We start from the raw sequence: 15,573 nt of genomic DNA, 5'->3' as shown, positions 1-15,573 counted from the left end.
CTGAAGAAACCCCCTATGCTCCTGACAGGATTTGCGCAACCTGCGCCTGACATCACGACACAAAATCGTCTTTAATCCTTCCTTAACCCACGACTTTCAGACTCTTGATCGTATTTCTCGATATTTCAAAGCGAAATTTTCCGCTTTAATTCGATAGATAACTCGCTAGTCTTGGTTCGCAGTTCTCACAGGATTTGGGCAATGCAGCTACGTAACTCTTCTTCGCGCTACGGTTGGGTCAGCATCTTCATGCACTGGGGTGTGGCGCTGGCGGTCTTCGGGCTGTTTGCGCTCGGTCTGTGGATGGTGGGGCTGGATTACTACAGCACCTGGCGCAAAGACGCGCCGGATCTGCACAAGAGCATCGGTCTGGTGCTGCTGGCTGTGATGGTGTTGCGGGTGCTGTGGCGTTTTGTCAGCCCTCCGCCGCCAACGCTGCAGAGCTACAGCCGCATGACCCGCATCGGCGCCAAGTTCGGCCATGGGTTCCTCTACCTTGCGCTGTTCGCCGTGATGCTTGCCGGTTACCTGATTTCCACCGCAGACGGTGTCGGGATCCCGGTGTTTGGCCTGTTTGAAGTTCCTGCACTGGTTTCCGGACTACCGGACCAGGCAGATACCGCTGGGGTGATTCATCTGTACCTGGCGTGGGCGCTGGTAATTTTTTCCGGCCTTCATGCGTTGGCAGCATTGAAGCACCACTTTATCGATCGTGATGCGACCCTTACCCGAATGCTCGGTCGCAAAGCCTGACGTTCAACCTCGACTCAAAGGAAAAGAAAGCATGTTGAAAAAGACTCTGGCCGCTCTGGCAATCGGTTCTGCCGTGCTGTCCGCCAACGTAATGGCCGCTGACTACACCGTCGACAAAGAAGGTCAGCACGCCTTCGTCGACTTCAAGATCAGCCACCTGGGCTACAGTTTCATCACCGGTACCTTCAAGGACATCAGCGGCAAGTTCAGCTTCGATGCTGCCAAGCCTGAAGACAGCAAGATCGAGTTCGACGTGAAGACCGCCAGCGTGTTCACCAACCACGCCGAGCGCGACAAGCACATCGCCAGCAAAGACTTCCTGGACGTGGGCAAATTTGCTGACGCCAAGTTCGTCTCCACCAGCGTCAAATCCACCGGCAAGAACGCCGCAGGCAAAGACACTGCTGACGTGACCGGCGACCTGACCCTGCACGGCGTGACCAAGCCGATCGTGGTCAAGGCCACGTTCCTGGGTGAAGGCAAGGATCCATGGGGCGGCTACCGTGCCGGCTTTGAAGGTACCACCAGCATCAAGCGCTCTGATTTCGGCAAGATGATGGATCTGGGTCCACAGTCCGACAACGTCGACCTGTACATCTCGTTCGAAGGTGTCAAAGCGAAGTAATTTTCGCCAGACATACAAAAACGCCCCCGGTCTTGCGACCGGGGGCGTTTTTTATTGCCTTGTTGAAACTCAGCGATTGCGAGTCAGCAAGGCCGGTTTTTCACCGCGTGGACGGCTTGGCAGTTGATCGAGCTGTTCCGGAGTCGGGAAGCGGTCGGCTTTCGATTCCTTGTGCATGATCTTCGGGCCGCTGCTGCGCGGGTTCTGCACGGCCGGCTCGGCACGTTGCTGATCGTCACGGGCCGGGCGGCGGTTGCGCGGGTTTTCGTCGCGACGACCCTGGCCGTCACGCGGCGCACCGTTACGCGGGCCGCTGCGTTTGGCCGGTGGGGTGCCGGTGCTCGAACCGTTGCTGTTGCGCGGACCGTTCTGGCGACCTTGTGGCTGGCCACCGGTGCGCGGCGCGCCCGAACCTGCGCCTTGCGCCGGAGCGCCTGGACGACGACCACGGCCGCCGGCCGGAGCCTGCTTCGGCACGTAGTCAACGCGGTTACCGAAGTTATCCACATCGTCGTCGAGGAATTCGTCCGGAGCACGGTCAGCAGCGGCGCGTGGCGGTTGGCTCGGCTGACGCTGTTCGCGGGCCGGGGTGCCTTCGCGCGGCTTCTGTTGACGGGCTGGACGCTCGCCACGCTCACCGCGTTCGCCGGCAGGTTTTTCCTTGCCCTTGTCTTTGCCTTTGTCTTTACGACCGCCACCACCACCGCCGCCATTCGGGCCGTCGCCGCGTGGGCCACGGGCATTGCGCGGGTTGCGCATGTCCGGACGCTCGCGCACTTCAGGCTTCTCGGCCTCGATGGTGCTGGCATCGAAGCCCATCAGGTCGCCGTCGGCGATTTTCTGCTTGGTCATGCGTTCGATGCTTTTCAGCAGTTTTTCTTCGTCCGGCGCAACCAGCGAGATCGCCTCGCCCGAACGACCGGCACGGCCGGTACGGCCGATGCGGTGCACGTAGTCTTCATCGACGTTCGGCAGTTCGAAGTTGACCACGTGCGGCAACTGGTCGATGTCCAGGCCACGGGCGGCGATATCGGTCGCTACCAGGATGCGCACTTCGCCGGCCTTGAAGTCGGCCAGGGCTTTGGTGCGGGCGTTCTGGCTCTTGTTACCGTGGATCGCCACAGCCGGCAGGCCGTGTTTGTCCAGGTACTCGGCCAGACGGTTGGCGCCGTGCTTGGTACGGGTGAACACCAGCACCTGTTCCCAGGCGCCAGCGGTGATCAGGTGAGCCAGCAGCGCACGCTTGTGGCTGGCTGGCAGACGGAATACGCGTTGTTCGATGCGCTCGACCGTGGTGTTCGGCGGCGTCACTTCGATGCGTTCCGGGTTGTGCAGCAGCTTGCCGGCGAGATCAGTGATGTCTTTGGAGAAGGTCGCCGAGAACAGCAGGTTCTGGCGCTTGGCCGGCAGACGCGCGAGGACTTTCTTCACGTCATGGACGAAGCCCATGTCGAGCATGCGGTCGGCTTCGTCCAGCACGAGGATTTCAACGTGGGACAGATCGACGCTGCCCTGGCCGCACAGGTCGAGCAGACGACCTGGGCAGGCAACCAGTACGTCCACACCACGGGACATGGCCTGAACCTGCGGGTTCATGCCGACGCCGCCGAAGATGCAGGCGCTGACGAATTTCAGGTCACGGGCGTAGATCTTGAAGCTGTCGTGAACCTGGGCCGCGAGTTCGCGGGTCGGGGTCAGCACCAGGACGCGCGGTTGGCGCGGGCCGTGACGCTGGGATTTGTCCGGGTGACCGTTAGGGAACAGCCGCTCCAGGATCGGAAGGGCGAAGCCGCCGGTTTTACCGGTACCTGTCTGTGCCGCAACCATCAGGTCGCGACCTTGCAACACGGCGGGAATGGCCCGCTGTTGCACCGGAGTAGGCTCGGTATAGCCCGCGTCTTCGATAGCGCGGACCAAAGCCTCGGAGAGACCGAGGGAAGCAAAGGACATGAGTAATCCTGTTTTAGTTAGGGCTTGGCCCAATGGGAGTCTTGCCTGGCGCGAATGGCGTTTAAGAGGACGCAATCCCGTCCGGTCCTGCTGCGGTTCCGAAGGCACGTCCGGAGCGCTCGCGCGGGCTGAAAAGCTGCGCTGTAGCGGGTCGGGAGGCCTGTTACGGTTCCGGGCGTCCGGGCGTGAGCCTGGCGGGAACGCCGGAGTATAACAGAGCAATCACTGCGCGCCGCTTTCCTGCTGCTCAACGGTTTTGCCGCTGGCGGTGGCGCTGCCCAGTGGCGCTGTCATGGCCGGGGTCGCGCCGTAGCGTGCGCTGAGCTCGGCATAGGCCGGTTCACGCTTGAAACGCTTGAGTTCGGCGCCGAAGCGCTGCACCAGCAAATCCATCCCTGCGTTGCGCCGAACGGCCAGGAACTGGCTCTGACGGCTGATGACCGTGGGGTTTTCAGTGATCTGGTTGCGGATATTCAGTTCATCGAGCAAGTGTTGGCCCACGCGTCGGTCGGTGATCAGCAGGTCGATCCGCCCGCGCACCAGTTTGCCGAAGTTGGCTTCGTGGGTCGGGGCCGGTTCCCGGGTGAACAGGGTCGACTCGCTGAAGTCCGGGCTGTACAGATAACCCGGCGAGGTGCCGATGGTCAGGCCCTTGAGGTCTTCAAGGCTGCGAAAGGGATGCGGTCGTTCGTTGGCGTAGAACATCACGAATTCGACGTCCGACAGCGGTTCGCTCGGGTAGAGCAGGGTGGCGTCGCGTTCGGCGCTGTGAAAAATGTCCAGTGCGCCGTCGGCCTGGCCGGTTTCGAGCATCGACAGGCAGCGTTTCCACGGCAGGAACTGCCATTCGACTTCGATGCCCAGGCGTTTGAACACGATGGCGGTGGTTTCGTAGTCCAGCCCGAGGTTCTTGCCGTTCTCTTCGTAAACGTACGGGGCCCACGGTTCGGTGACGATACGCAGCTTCTCGCCCCGAGCTGCAAAGCTCAGGCAAGCAAAAACCAGCACGGCGAATAACTGCGTGATCAAAGGCATGACTTGAGATTACGACGAGAAACGCCAAAGAGCCAGAAACTGGCAGCAGAAGCTCTGTTTCGGGCCTTAAAAGCAAAAGATCGCAGTTGCGACAGCGCTATAAAAGCTGTCGAAAGTTGCGATCTTTTGTTGTGGCATGAAGCGTTCAGCTTGCGGCGTACAGCGGTCTCAGCGTGGCAACTTCAGGTTGTTCCAGATCGCCAGGCTAGGTTCGGCCTGGTTCATGGAATAGAAGTGCAGACCAGGTGCGCCGCCCTGCAGCAGGCGTTCGCACATTTCGGTGACGACCTGTTCGCCGAAGCGCTGAATGCTTTGGCTGTCATCGCCATAGGCTTCCAGTTGCTTGCGGATCCAGCGCGGGATTTCCGCACCGCAGGCATCGGAGAAACGCGCGAGCTTGCTGTAGTTGGTGATCGGCATGATCCCCGGTACGACTGGAATGTCTACGCCCAGCGCCTGCAAACGATCGACGAAGTAGAAGTAGCTGTCGGCGTTGAAGAAGTACTGGGTGATCGCGCTGTCGGCGCCGGCACGGGCCTTGCGCACGAAATTGGCGAGATCGTCTTCGTAATTGCGCGCTTGCGGATGCATCTCCGGGTAAGCGGCAACTTCGATGTGGAAATGATTGCCGGTTTCTTCACGAATGAATTCAACCAGTTCATTGGCGTGACGCAGCTCGCCGCTGGTCATGCCCATGCCGGACGGCAGGTCACCGCGCAGGGCGACGATGCGCTTGATGCCAGCAGCCTTGTACTCGTTCAGCAGGCCGCGCAGGTCGTCCTTGCTGTCGCCGACGCACGACAGGTGCGGGGCGGCGGGGATTTTGACTTCGCTTTCCAGCTGCAACACGGTGTTCAGCGTGCGGTCACGGGTCGAGCCGCCCGCGCCGTAGGTGCAGGAAAAGAAGTCAGGGTTGTAGGTGGCCAGCTGACGGGCAGTGGCGAGCAGTTTTTCATGCCCAGCATCGGTCTTGGTCGGGAAGAACTCGAAGCTGTAGCGACGGTCTTGGGACATGGAGGGGACCTCCAGCTACAAGCTGCAAGCTTCAAGCTGCAAGAGCAGCGGAGGTGCGCTGGTCTCTTGTGCCTGAAGCTTGCGGCCTGACACTGTTTTGACAAATAGGGGCAGAGCTTTCGGGCTTCGCGCGGCAAGCTCGGCTTGTGGCCTTGCTTGCCGCTTGAAGCTTGAAGCTCCAGCTGCTCTTACTTAGTAGCGGTAAGCGTGCGGCTTGAACGGGCCTTCGACGGTCACGCCGATGTAGTCAGCCTGTTGCTTGGTCAGTTGGGTGACCACGCCGCCGAAGCCGCGAACCATTTCCAGGGCCACTTCTTCGTCGAGTTTCTTCGGCAGTACTTCAACGGTCAGGCGCTCGGCTTTCTGGGCTGGCGACAGGTCGGCGTACTTCTGGCCGAACAGGAAGATCTGGGCCAGAACCTGGTTGGCGAACGAACCGTCCATGATGCGGCTCGGGTGACCGGTGGCGTTGCCCAGGTTCACCAGACGGCCTTCGGCCAGCAGGATCAGGTAGTCGTCGTTCTGAGCGTCGAAAGCGCCCGGGCCGGTACGGTGGATCTTGTGTACCTGTGGCTTCACTTCTTCCCATGCCCAGTTCTTGCGCATGAAAGCGGTGTCGATTTCGTTGTCGAAGTGACCGATGTTGCAGACAACGGCGCGCTTCTTCAGGGCTTTGAGCATGTTTGCGTCGCAAACGTTGACGTTACCGGTGGTGGTCACGATCAGGTCGATCTTGCCCAGCAGCGCTTTGTCGATGCTGGCTTCGGTGCCGTCGTTGATACCGTCGATGAACGGCGAAACCAGTTCGAAACCGTCCATGCAGGCTTGCATGGCGCAGATCGGGTCGACTTCGGATACTTTGACGATCATGCCTTCCTGACGCAGGGACTGGGCCGAGCCCTTGCCCACGTCACCGTAGCCGATGACCAGCGCTTGCTTGCCGGACAGCAGGTGGTCAGTACCACGCTTGATGGCGTCGTTCAGGCTGTGACGGCAGCCGTACTTGTTGTCGTTCTTGGACTTGGTCACCGAGTCGTTGACGTTGATGGCCGGGATGCGCAGTTCGCCCTTGGCCAGCATGTCCAGCAGACGGTGTACGCCGGTGGTGGTTTCTTCGGTCACGCCGTGAACGCGGTCCAGAACCTGTGGGTACTTGTCGTGCAGCAGCTGAGTCAGGTCGCCGCCGTCGTCGAGGATCATGTTGGCGTCCCATGGCTGGCCATCTTTCAGGATGGTCTGCTCCAGGCACCACTCGTACTCTTCTTCAGTCTCGCCTTTCCAGGCGAAAACCGGGATGCCGGCAGCGGCGATGGAAGCAGCGGCCTGATCCTGAGTCGAGAAGATGTTGCAGGACGACCAGCGCACTTCGGCACCCAGGGCAACCAGGGTTTCGATCAGCACGGCGGTCTGAATGGTCATGTGGATGCAGCCGAGGATTTTTGCGCCCTTGAGCGGCTGCTCGGAAGCGTACTTGCGGCGCAGACCCATCAGGGCCGGCATTTCCGACTCGGCGATGATGGTTTCGCGACGGCCCCAGGCAGCCAGGGACATGTCGGCAACTTTGTAATCGTTAAAATCTGCAGGCGTGATAACAGCGCTCATGAGAGCCTCCATTCGTAATGTATGCGAATGGGCGCCGTTGTGCGTTTAGTGTCCGGCCTGAGCCAGTCAACGCCCCATCCGAGCCTGACAGGTTGAACCTGCTGCAGCGCCCCTCGGACAGGTGGCGGGAAAACGGTATCAAGTGAACGTTACCGTTTTGAAACGGGGGCGATTATAGCCGTCTAGACTGATCTTCCAAAGGGTTTCTGTCGGCCAAATGAAGATCGCCAATCGCGACCATAGTAGAAGCCTCATGGAGCATGACCGATCAGTCTGCCAAGATGGCGCCCATCTTTCGGCAAACGCTCAGGAGTGAACATGAATTTCCACACCCGCAAATGGGTAAAACCCGAAGACCTCAACCCCAACGGCACCCTGTTCGGCGGCAGCCTGCTGCGCTGGATCGACGAAGAAGCCGCGATCTACGCCATCGTTCAACTGGGCAACCAGCGTGTGGTGACCAAGTACATTTCCGAGATCAACTTCGTCAGCGCCTCGCGCCAGGGCGACATCATCGAGCTGGGCATCACCGCCACCGAGTTCGGCCGCACCTCGATCACCCTGACCTGTGAAGTGCGCAACAAGATCACCCGCAAGAGCATCCTGACGGTCGAGAAGATGGTCTTCGTCAACCTCGGTGAAGACGGCCTGCCAGCTCCGCACGGGCGGACCGAAATCAAATACGTCAAAGACCAGTTCAAGGATGAAACGCCTGTTACCGAGTAATCGGCGCGTTCTGTAGAACGGAAGCCGAATGGCGCGTGTCGTAGTTTTATGACCCCGCCACCGGTTTCCCGCCATGACCACGCCAACAGACGGCAAGACCCCCGACCTCTCGGCCAAGGAACAGCACGAAGTCGAGAAAAACCAGCCGCCCCGGGCGGCGGTCCTGCATGAAATCATCCGTACACAGGGCGACCAGGAACTGGAGCGCAGCATTGCCGCGCTGTGGTGGTCGGCGCTGGCGGCGGGGCTGACCATGGGCCTGTCGCTGATGGGCATGGGCCTGCTCAATTCCCGGTTGCCCGAGGGTGACGAATTCAAGGTGATCGCCAGCTTCGGCTACTGCGCAGGTTTTCTGGCGGTGATCCTGGCTCGCCAGCAACTGTTCACCGAAAACACCCTGACCGCTGTGCTGCCGGTCATGACCAAACCGACGATCCGAAACTTCGGCCGACTGATCCGACTCTGGACAGTCGTACTGTTCGGCAATCTGTGCGGCACGATTCTGGTGGCGTACGTGATGCTCGAACTGCCGATCTTCGACAGCAAGACCGACGCAGCCTTCCTCGAAATCGGCCGCAAGGTCATGGAAAACCACGCCAGCCAGATGTTCGCCAAGGGCATTGTTTCCGGCTGGATGATCGCCACCATGGTCTGGATGATCCCGTCCATGGAGAGCGCGAAGATGTGGATCATCATCCTCATCACCTACCTGATGGCGCTGGGCGACTTCACCCACATCGTGGTCGGTTCGGCGGAAGTGTCGTATCTGGTGTTTGCCGGCGAGTTGCCGTGGAGTGATTTCTGGGCGGTATTTGCCGGACCGACATTGGCGGGGAATATCATCGGCGGCAGTTTCATCTTCGCCCTGATCAGCCATGCGCAGATCCGCAGCGAAAGTGGAAAACCGAAGGAGTCTGCGGACCAGGCCGAAAAGCCCGATCCGCAGCCGATCAAGAAATGATCAGTGGTGAGCGGGCTCGGCAGCCGTTACCGGCTCGTCGCGAGTCGCGTGCTTGACCAGTTTGCCGATGGTCAGGCCCTGCAACAGAATCGACGACAGCACCACGATGTAGGTGATGCTCAGCAGCAGATCGCGTTCCGGGCCCAGCGGCAGGGCCAAGGCCAACGCCACCGAAACACCGCCGCGCAAACCGCCCCAGGTCAGGATCCGGATGGTGCCGCGCGGCACTGTGCGCCAGCGGCGCAACAGGACAATGGCCGGGGCCACGGTGAGCAGGCGCGACAGCAGAATTGCCAGTGCCAGCAGGCTCGCCGCCGCCACGTGCAGCCAGTTGAACGGCAGCAGCAACAGTTCCATGCCGATCAGCGCGAACAGCAGGGCGTTGAGCATGTCGTCGAGCAACTCCCAGAAACCGTCCAGGTATTTGCGCGTCATGTCGTTCATCGCCAGATTGCGACCGAGGTTGCCGATGATCAGACCGGCGACCACCATCGCAATCGGCGCCGAGACGTGCAGCTCGGTGGCCATCGCCGAACCGCCGATCACCAGTGCCAGGGTCAGCATGACTTCGATCTGGTGCTGCTCGATGCTCTTGATCATCAGGTACACCAGATAACCGATCAGCCCGCCGAACAGCACGCCACCAACGGCTTCATGGACGAACAGCATGGCCGTGGCGCCGACGGTCGGGGTTTCGCCCAGTTGCGCGATGCCCAGCAGCACGGTGAACACCACCACGGCGGTGCCGTCGTTGAACAGGGATTCGCCGACGATGGTGGTCTTCAACGGTTTCGAGGCATTGGCGGTACGCAACACGCCGAGCACCGCGATCGGGTCGGTCGGGGAAATCAGTGCGCCGAACAACAGGCAGTAGAGGAAGCTCACGTGCCAGCCGAACAGGGCAAAAATGTAGTAGGCGAGGCTGCCGATCACGGCGGTGGCGATCAGTACACCGAAGGTCGCCAGCAGGCCGATGGGCCAGCGGTAGCTGCGCAGGTCGTTCAGGTTGACGTGCAAGGCGCCGGCGAACAGCAGGAACGACAGCATCCAGTTCATCAGCAGATCACCGAAGTCGATCTGGCCGATCAGTTGCTGTACGCGCTCTTCGAGGCCGGGGTAGCCGAGCAGGCTCAGGCCTTGCAGCAACAGGGAAAACATCAGTGCGGTAACCATCACGCCGATGGTCGGAGGCAAACCGATGAAGCGGAAATTCACAAAAGTGAGGAGGGTGGTGAGGCAGATGAAAGCGGCGACGAGTTCAAGCATCCGGGGTCCTTTGGATGGGGGTGAAAAGACAGCGCGCCCGTTCGTGGACGCAAGGGTTGGATGGGCAGATGCCGGGTGGGGGCACAATTGTGTCGCCCAGACAGGATTTTTTGAGATTTGTCTGTGCGCAACCGGTGGCGACGGGGGCGCTTGACGTATAAACAGCGCCTGACACATCGCGAATCAAAGACCTGATCAAATGGCTCAGGTTCAAAAACAAGAATGAAGGAGTGACACGTGCTGGCGACAGCTCTGGTGTTGGTGGCGGCGCTGTTGCACGCAGCGTGGAATACCCTGATCAAATTCAGCGCCGAACGGCTGCTGGTGGTGGCCTGCATGGACACCGTGGCGCTGTTGTTCGTCGCGCTGGCATTTCCTTTCATCAGCCTGCCGCCGCAGGAAATCTGGCCGTGGATTCTGGCGTCGGCGGCGTTCGAGCTGCTTTATCGCTACCTGTTGATCCAGGCCTATCGTGTCGGCGACCTGGGGCTGGTCTATCCGTTAATGCGTGGACTGTCGCCGCTGGTGGTACTGGCGCTGACCCTGATCTTCGCCAGCGAAGTGCTGACCACGCAGCAGATCTTCGGGATCATGCTGATCCCGCTGGGCATGGCCTGCCTGCTCTGGCAGGGCGGCGGCGGGAAACACTTGCCATGGTCGATGTTGCCGGTGGTGGCGCTGATCGGGTTGTGCATCGGCTGCTACACCTACATCGATGGTCAGGCCTTGCGGCGCTGGTCGCATCCACTGGATTACCTGGTCTGGGTCACGCTGCTCAGCGCGTGGCCGTTCCCGCTGCTGGCTTGGGTGGCCAAGCGGCCGGCGTTCATGCTGTTCTGGCGCGAACAATGGAAGCTGGGACTGGCGGTCGGGTTCTGCGTGTTGTTCAGCTACGCTCTGGTGCTGTGGGCGATGCAACTGGGGTCGATTGCCGAAGCGGCTGCGTTGCGTGAAATCAGCGTGATTCTGGTGGTGCTGTTCGGCATGCGCTACCTGAAAGAACCTTTCGGTCGGCCACGGCTCTTAGCCTGTGGGCTGGTGCTGATCGGCATGCTGGTGATGAAGTTCTGACCCGCCAACTCTAAAAACTGAAGAAGGACGGCGTTATGACGGTGGCTCTGTGGTGCGTTTTGATTGCGATCTTTCTGCCCTATGTGTGCACGGGCGTGGCCAAAGCTGTCGGTGGTTATCGGCTCAGCGACAATCACGATCCTCGGGATTTTCTCGAAAGCCTGAACGGTCTGGCCCGACGGGCCCATGCAGCGCAACTGAACAGTTTTGAAGTGACGCCGGCCTTTGCGGCGGCGGTGATCGTCGCGCATCTGGTGGGCACGGCGGAACTGGTGACGGTGAATGTACTGGCGGTGCTGTTCATCACCAGTCGTCTGCTCTACATCATTTGCTATCTGGCGGACTGGGCGATTCTGCGGTCGCTGGTGTGGTTTGTCGGGATGGGGCTGATCGCCAGTTTCTTCTTCGTTTCGGTCTGACGCTGAACAGATCGCAGGCTGACGAGGCCTGCGATCTTTTGCGTTGCGCTTACAGTTTGTCGGCCACCTGCGGCACTTGCGGCAGCGCCGCGCCTTTTGGCCAGAGCATCCAGATCTGCCCCTGCTGCTTCATGTCACCGGCCAGTTGCCCGGCGGCATCACCGGTGCCCCAAAACAGGTCTGCACGAACTTCGCCGGCAATCGCGCCGCCGGTGTCCTGCGCGGCTACCGGGCGTACCAGTGCCGTGCCGTCAGGGCGAGTGGTCGACAGCCACAGCAGGCTGCCCAGCGGGATCACCTTGCGATCCACCGCCGCGCTGTAACCGGCGGTCAGCGGCACATTCAACGAGCCGCGCGGGCCTTCGTTGCTGTCCGGGTTGCGGGTGAAGAACACATAACTCGGGTTGCTGCCGAGCAATTCCGGAATACGCGACGGATTGGCCTTGGCCCAGTTGCTGATCGCGCCCATGGTCACGTCTTCTTTCTTCAGCTCACCCTGTTCCACCAGCCAGCGGCCGATTGGTCGATACGGATGACCGTTCTGGTCGGCGTAGGCGATGCGCAGTTGCCGGCCGTCATCGGTCTGAATCCGCCCCGAACCCTGGATCTGCAGGAATTGCAGGTTCATCGGATCGGTCAGCCACGCCACCACCGGTGCCTTGACGCCTTTGGTCTCGATGGTCGCGGCGTCGTCGTAAGGCTTGAGCACGCGACCTTCGAGGCGTCCGCGCAGACGTTTGCCTTTCAGCTCAGGGTAAATGCTGTCCAGGGACACGATGATCATGTCTTCAGGCACGCCGTACACCGGCACGTTGGCGGTTGCGGTTTGCGTCAGGCTGCCGGGGTAGACCGGTTCGTAATAACCGGTGATCAGGCCGTTGGGATTGTCGTGCTCGGCGCGCAGCCCGAAGACGTCGAGGTGCTGCTTGAGGAAGCTGCGGATGTCGCCGGCGCTTTGCGGCACATTGGCGGCCGCCGCGCAGGTGGCGCCCCAGATCGGGTCAGCCTTGAGCCGGGTGCAGGCGCTGCGCCACGAACCGAAACCGGCCACCAGATCGTTGTCGGACACTGCGGGCAGCGCTTCCCAGGTGGCGCTGGAGTAAGTGGCCAGTGCGTGGGTTTTCGGCTTGGCACTGTCGCCCCCGGTGCAGCCGGCGAGGATGGCCAGCAGCGGCAGGGTTGCGATGAGTGGGTGACGCCAGGCCTTGAAACGGCTGTTCATGGAGAATTTCCTGTGTCGGTTGCAGGCGTGCTCCATGCGCGCCAGCAACCCGTATTATTAATAGGGCTATTGGTGTTTGGCGGTGACGCGAGGATACTGGCCGCCGAATTCCGTGACCTGAAGCCACCATGACTCTTAAAAGACTTTCTGTTGTATTGCTGGCCTGTCTGACCTTGTCCGCCTGCGGCGGTGTCGATCCGAATTCCCCGCTGGGCCAGCGCAAGGCGATCTTCAAGCAGATGCTCAAGACCGGCGAAGACCTGGGCGGCATGCTGCGCGGGCGCATTGCCTTCGACGGGCCGAAATTCACGGAAGGCGCGGTCAAGCTCGATGCGCTGTCCCATGAGCCGTGGAAACACTTTCCGCAGGTGCGCGAAGAAGATCACACCAGCGCCAAGGACGATGTCTGGCTGAGACAGGCACGTTTCCAGGACATGGCCCGCACCCTTGAGGCGGCCACCGGTGAACTGGTGATCGCCAGCCAGGTTCAACCGTACAAGGCCAGCAATTTGGGGCCGGCGGTGCAGAAGGTTGAAGATGCCTGCAGTGCCTGCCATAAAGAGTTTCGCGACCATTGATGTTCAAGGGATCACAGCCTCTGGCTGTGATCCCTGGCTTTGTTACTTGTCGAGCTCGTCCAGCGCGTCCTGCAATTCCTTGCGCGACTCGGCGAGCTTGTTCTTGCGCTTGTCGATCTTCTCCGGATCGCCTTTCTTCATGGCCTTGTCGAGGTCAGCCTGACGCTTGCTGACTTCGTGCTTGGCGTCGAGCACCTTGTTTTCACGTTCCTTTTTCAGGCCGGCGTCGGTGCAGTGTTCGGTGACTTCGCGCAGGGCGGTTTCGAGGCCGGCCTGCTGGTCGGCGTTGCCGCGGGATTTGGCCTGTTCGATCTGATTGATGATGCCTTGCTTCTTGGCAGCACAACCGGTCAGGCCCGGGGCGTCTTCGCCAGCCATCGCGGGGGCGGCCATTACGCCGCAAAGAGTCAGCAGGGCGAGCGGTGCGAGAAATTTCATAAAAGCTCCATGTGCAAAGGCAATCGGGTCGTGAAAGCACTGCGCTCTTGGAGCGCCTCGGCGACCGTTGGGTTCCCGGCGTACCGGGATGCATGTTCAGAAACCGTCGATTCCGGCGGCACGTAAGGTTTCACTCAGGACCAGCACCTGCGGGTCGCGGAAAAAAGCGCTCAATTGCGCTGCGCGACCGGGGCCGATTCCGGGCTCTGCCTGCCATTGTTCGGTATTTCGTTGTGCCAGCGCTTGCCATGAGTCAGCCAAAGAAGCCTGGCCGGTCGGCGGCAGCCCGAGGGCTTTGAGCCATTGGGTGAACGGCCGTTGGCGAGCGCTGTGAAAACTGTGCGACAGGCGAGCGCTGCTGCGTTCGCCGAGGCCGGCAATCTTAGCAAGCTCTGGCCCGTCGAGGGTCAACCAATCCAGCAGGCTGTTCAGGCGGCCTGTTTCCAGAAGTTTCTCCCACGTACCGCGCCCGACATGGGGCAGTGCCAGCCCTTGCTTGCCGCCAAGCCAGGTCAGGCGCGCGAGGAACTGACTCTCGCATCCGGGCGTTGGTTGCCAGCAGCTTAGCGCGTGAAAGTCGCTGGCGAGTGGAGCGTTCAGCTCGACGCGCTCTGTGCTGCGCAGCACAACGCTGTCGAGTCGCGGAATCGTCAGCCCGGCCAGGCTGATCGCCACTTGATCGCCGGGACGAATGTCCAGTTCCTGCCAGCGCTTGAGTGAACTGACGCTGACGCGTCTGATCTGGCGGTCATCGAGCATGACCGGCGCCAGTTCCAGCACGGGGGTGATGCGCCCGGTACGGCCGATCTTGAAATCGACCTTGCGTACATTGGCCAGTGCCTGGGCGAACGGGTACTTCCAGGCCACGGCCCAGAAAGGCGAGCGCGCCTGCCAACGTTCGGCTGCAGGGCGCAGACTTTGGCGCAAGACGATGCCATCACTGGCGAAGGGCAGCGGTGAGCGATACCAGTGATCACGCCACTTTTGCGCCTCGGCAAGATCACCAACGGGATGGCTGTAAGGTTCAGTCGTGGCGAAGCCCAGTGATGCCAGTCCCGTGATTCGCTCTGTGAGGCTGCTTGGGCCCAGCGGCCAGTCCCAGACAAAAAGCCCGATGCCTGCTGCCTGTTCGGCACTCAAGTCCTTGCGTCCCATCAGGCCGGCGACTGTCGCGCGGGCGTTGGCGCTGCCGGCTCGGGCCTGGATATGGTCGTTCAGTCGCCAATAGAGTTCACCCTGCACTGACAGATCTCGCGGTTGTGTCAGTTGCCGGGGAATGGCGTTGATCTTGTGCGCCGATGCAGTCCAGTCCTGCCCGCGAATTCCGTCGCCGCGACTGATCGCCTGCTGCAAACGCCCGGCGCGATAGACCAGCGTGACGGCTACGCCGTCGATCTTGGGTTGTGCCCAGACGTCCTTGCGGTCGCGCAGCCAGGCTTCGATGTCCGCTGCGTCGTGAAGTTTGTCGAGGCCGGTATGGACGATCGGGTGCGCGACCGGCCCAGACGCCGTCCTTAACGGCTTGGGCGGTGGAGGAAGTTTGAAACACTGACGCCATTCGCCTAGTCGGGTGTGGGACTGGTCGTAGAGTTCGTCGGTGATCAGTGATCGGCCTTCCCGATGATAGGCGTCGTCCCACTGATCGACCTGCTGTTGCAGGGCGGCGATTTCGGTTTGTGCCCGGCCTGCTGGCCAGGCGGGGCAATCGTCAGCGACAGCATTGAGGTGGAGGGAAAACAGCAGGAAAAAGAAAAACAGGCGCAGTGTGGCAAGCATCGTGAGCGTCCTTGCTCAGAGAGATACCTAAAGGCTAGCCGGGATTTTCAAGCGGGTCGGTCGGCTGTTTTGCCGGTTGTTTCGCGGCCATGAAAAAGCCCCGCACGGCGCGAACCGTGCGGGGCTTCTTGTACCGC

The 15,573-nt window shown here is 60.9% G+C and carries 15 protein-coding genes and 1 riboswitch; of the genes, 7 read left to right on the top strand and 8 right to left on the bottom strand.

The genetic code is table 11. From position 1 onward, the window contains the following. The first annotated feature begins 201 nt into the window (after positions 1–201). Positions 202–753: a cytochrome b gene (locus tag AC1RMX_RS00920; protein WP_096817655.1), complete on the top strand. Its 552-nt coding sequence runs from the start codon at positions 202–204 to the stop codon at positions 751–753. Between the two features lie 31 nt (positions 754–784). Beyond that, positions 785–1,378: a YceI family protein gene (locus AC1RMX_RS00915; protein ID WP_096817658.1), complete on the top strand. Its 594-nt coding sequence runs from the start codon at positions 785–787 to the stop codon at positions 1,376–1,378. A gap of 69 nt (positions 1,379–1,447) precedes the next feature. Here AC1RMX_RS00915 and rhlE2 read toward each other — a convergent pair whose 3' ends face one another. The 4 genes from rhlE2 to ahcY all read right to left on the bottom strand — a co-directional run bounded on the left by rhlE2 (position 1,448) and on the right by ahcY (position 6,979). Continuing rightward, the gene (rhlE2, locus tag AC1RMX_RS00910) at positions 1,448–3,328 is read right to left on the bottom strand and encodes an RNA helicase RhlE2 (RefSeq protein WP_096817662.1); all 1,881 of its coding nucleotides are present in this window, start codon (positions 3,326–3,328) and stop codon (positions 1,448–1,450) included. Positions 3,329–3,550: 222 nt separating this feature from the next. Beyond that, positions 3,551–4,363 (bottom strand): substrate-binding periplasmic protein, encoded by an 813-nt coding sequence (locus AC1RMX_RS00905; protein WP_096817664.1) that lies wholly within the window; start codon positions 4,361–4,363, stop codon positions 3,551–3,553. 168 nt (positions 4,364–4,531) lie between these two features. Then, positions 4,532–5,377 carry a methylenetetrahydrofolate reductase [NAD(P)H] gene (gene metF / locus AC1RMX_RS00900; RefSeq protein ID WP_007959683.1) on the bottom strand — a complete coding sequence of 282 codons (846 nt, stop codon included), beginning with the start codon at positions 5,375–5,377 and terminating at the stop codon, positions 4,532–4,534. A gap of 192 nt (positions 5,378–5,569) precedes the next feature. Beyond that, complete coding sequence (gene ahcY / locus AC1RMX_RS00895; RefSeq protein WP_127800358.1) at positions 5,570–6,979, bottom strand: adenosylhomocysteinase; 1,410 nt, start codon at positions 6,977–6,979, stop codon at positions 5,570–5,572. 22 nt (positions 6,980–7,001) lie between these two features. Further along, positions 7,002–7,100, bottom strand: a riboswitch (S-adenosyl-L-homocysteine riboswitch). 197 nt (positions 7,101–7,297) lie between these two features. On the opposite strand from ahcY, the gene AC1RMX_RS00890 reads away from it, so the two are divergent. Continuing rightward, the gene (locus AC1RMX_RS00890; protein WP_007959686.1) at positions 7,298–7,705 is read left to right on the top strand and encodes an acyl-CoA thioesterase; all 408 of its coding nucleotides are present in this window, start codon (positions 7,298–7,300) and stop codon (positions 7,703–7,705) included. Between the two features lie 73 nt (positions 7,706–7,778). Continuing rightward, a complete protein-coding gene (locus AC1RMX_RS00885) occupies positions 7,779–8,666 on the top strand; it encodes a formate/nitrite transporter family protein (protein WP_493070093.1) in 888 nt (295 codons plus the stop codon). Here the strand turns inward: AC1RMX_RS00885 and AC1RMX_RS00880 are convergent, their stop codons facing one another. After that, positions 8,667–9,932, bottom strand: coding sequence for a cation:proton antiporter (locus AC1RMX_RS00880; RefSeq protein WP_096817683.1), 1,266 nt, complete (start codon positions 9,930–9,932; stop codon positions 8,667–8,669). A 237-nt stretch (positions 9,933–10,169) separates the two neighbouring features. Here AC1RMX_RS00880 and AC1RMX_RS00875 point away from each other — a divergent pair, with 237 nt between their 5' ends. Beyond that, complete coding sequence (locus AC1RMX_RS00875) at positions 10,170–11,003, top strand: EamA family transporter (RefSeq protein WP_493070091.1); 834 nt, start codon at positions 10,170–10,172, stop codon at positions 11,001–11,003. 35 nt (positions 11,004–11,038) lie between these two features. Beyond that, entirely contained in the window at positions 11,039–11,422 is a 384-nt protein-coding gene (locus AC1RMX_RS00870) for an MAPEG family protein (protein WP_102619717.1), read from the top strand. Positions 11,423–11,471: 49 nt separating this feature from the next. On the opposite strand, the gene mltA is transcribed toward AC1RMX_RS00870, so the two are convergent. Further along, positions 11,472–12,644, bottom strand: a complete 1,173-nt coding sequence (mltA, locus tag AC1RMX_RS00865) for a murein transglycosylase A (protein ID WP_493070089.1) — start codon at positions 12,642–12,644, stop codon at positions 11,472–11,474. A 128-nt stretch (positions 12,645–12,772) separates the two neighbouring features. On the opposite strand from mltA, the gene AC1RMX_RS00860 reads away from it, so the two are divergent. Then, on the top strand, positions 12,773–13,222 hold the full coding sequence (locus AC1RMX_RS00860; RefSeq protein ID WP_493070087.1) for a c-type cytochrome: 450 nt from the start codon (positions 12,773–12,775) through the stop codon (positions 13,220–13,222). A 42-nt stretch (positions 13,223–13,264) separates the two neighbouring features. On the opposite strand, the gene AC1RMX_RS00855 is transcribed toward AC1RMX_RS00860, so the two are convergent. Both AC1RMX_RS00855 and ligB read right to left on the bottom strand, forming a co-directional pair. After that, complete coding sequence (locus tag AC1RMX_RS00855; protein ID WP_102619720.1) at positions 13,265–13,660, bottom strand: DUF1090 domain-containing protein; 396 nt, start codon at positions 13,658–13,660, stop codon at positions 13,265–13,267. A gap of 96 nt (positions 13,661–13,756) precedes the next feature. Then, complete coding sequence (gene ligB, locus AC1RMX_RS00850; protein WP_493070085.1) at positions 13,757–15,436, bottom strand: NAD-dependent DNA ligase LigB; 1,680 nt, start codon at positions 15,434–15,436, stop codon at positions 13,757–13,759. Positions 15,437–15,573 lie beyond the last annotated feature (137 nt).

This window comes from Pseudomonas sp. GW822-FHT03F04 (assembly GCF_058801405.1).
This window is presented reverse-complemented; position numbering and strand designations above follow the sequence as displayed.

Bases quoted from the DNA above. Each gene is read 5' to 3' on its own strand.
- AC1RMX_RS00880 (WP_096817683.1), bottom strand. From the start codon at position 9,932: ATGCTTGAACTCGTCGCCGCTTTCATCTGCCTCACCACCCTCCTCACT.
- metF (WP_007959683.1), bottom strand. From the start codon at position 5,377: ATGTCCCAAGACCGTCGCTACAGCTTCGAGTTCTTCCCGACCAAGACC.
- AC1RMX_RS00920 (WP_096817655.1), top strand. From the start codon at position 202: ATGCAGCTACGTAACTCTTCTTCGCGCTACGGTTGGGTCAGCATCTTC.
- AC1RMX_RS00855 (WP_102619720.1), bottom strand. From the start codon at position 13,660: ATGAAATTTCTCGCACCGCTCGCCCTGCTGACTCTTTGCGGCGTAATG.
- rhlE2 (WP_096817662.1), bottom strand. From the start codon at position 3,328: ATGTCCTTTGCTTCCCTCGGTCTCTCCGAGGCTTTGGTCCGCGCTATC.
- ligB (WP_493070085.1), bottom strand. From the start codon at position 15,436: ATGCTTGCCACACTGCGCCTGTTTTTCTTTTTCCTGCTGTTTTCCCTC.
- AC1RMX_RS00870 (WP_102619717.1), top strand. From the start codon at position 11,039: ATGACGGTGGCTCTGTGGTGCGTTTTGATTGCGATCTTTCTGCCCTAT.
- AC1RMX_RS00885 (WP_493070093.1), top strand. From the start codon at position 7,779: ATGACCACGCCAACAGACGGCAAGACCCCCGACCTCTCGGCCAAGGAA.
- AC1RMX_RS00905 (WP_096817664.1), bottom strand. From the start codon at position 4,363: ATGCCTTTGATCACGCAGTTATTCGCCGTGCTGGTTTTTGCTTGCCTG.
- AC1RMX_RS00915 (WP_096817658.1), top strand. From the start codon at position 785: ATGTTGAAAAAGACTCTGGCCGCTCTGGCAATCGGTTCTGCCGTGCTG.
- AC1RMX_RS00890 (WP_007959686.1), top strand. From the start codon at position 7,298: ATGAATTTCCACACCCGCAAATGGGTAAAACCCGAAGACCTCAACCCC.
- ahcY (WP_127800358.1), bottom strand. From the start codon at position 6,979: ATGAGCGCTGTTATCACGCCTGCAGATTTTAACGATTACAAAGTTGCC.
- AC1RMX_RS00860 (WP_493070087.1), top strand. From the start codon at position 12,773: ATGACTCTTAAAAGACTTTCTGTTGTATTGCTGGCCTGTCTGACCTTG.
- mltA (WP_493070089.1), bottom strand. From the start codon at position 12,644: ATGAACAGCCGTTTCAAGGCCTGGCGTCACCCACTCATCGCAACCCTG.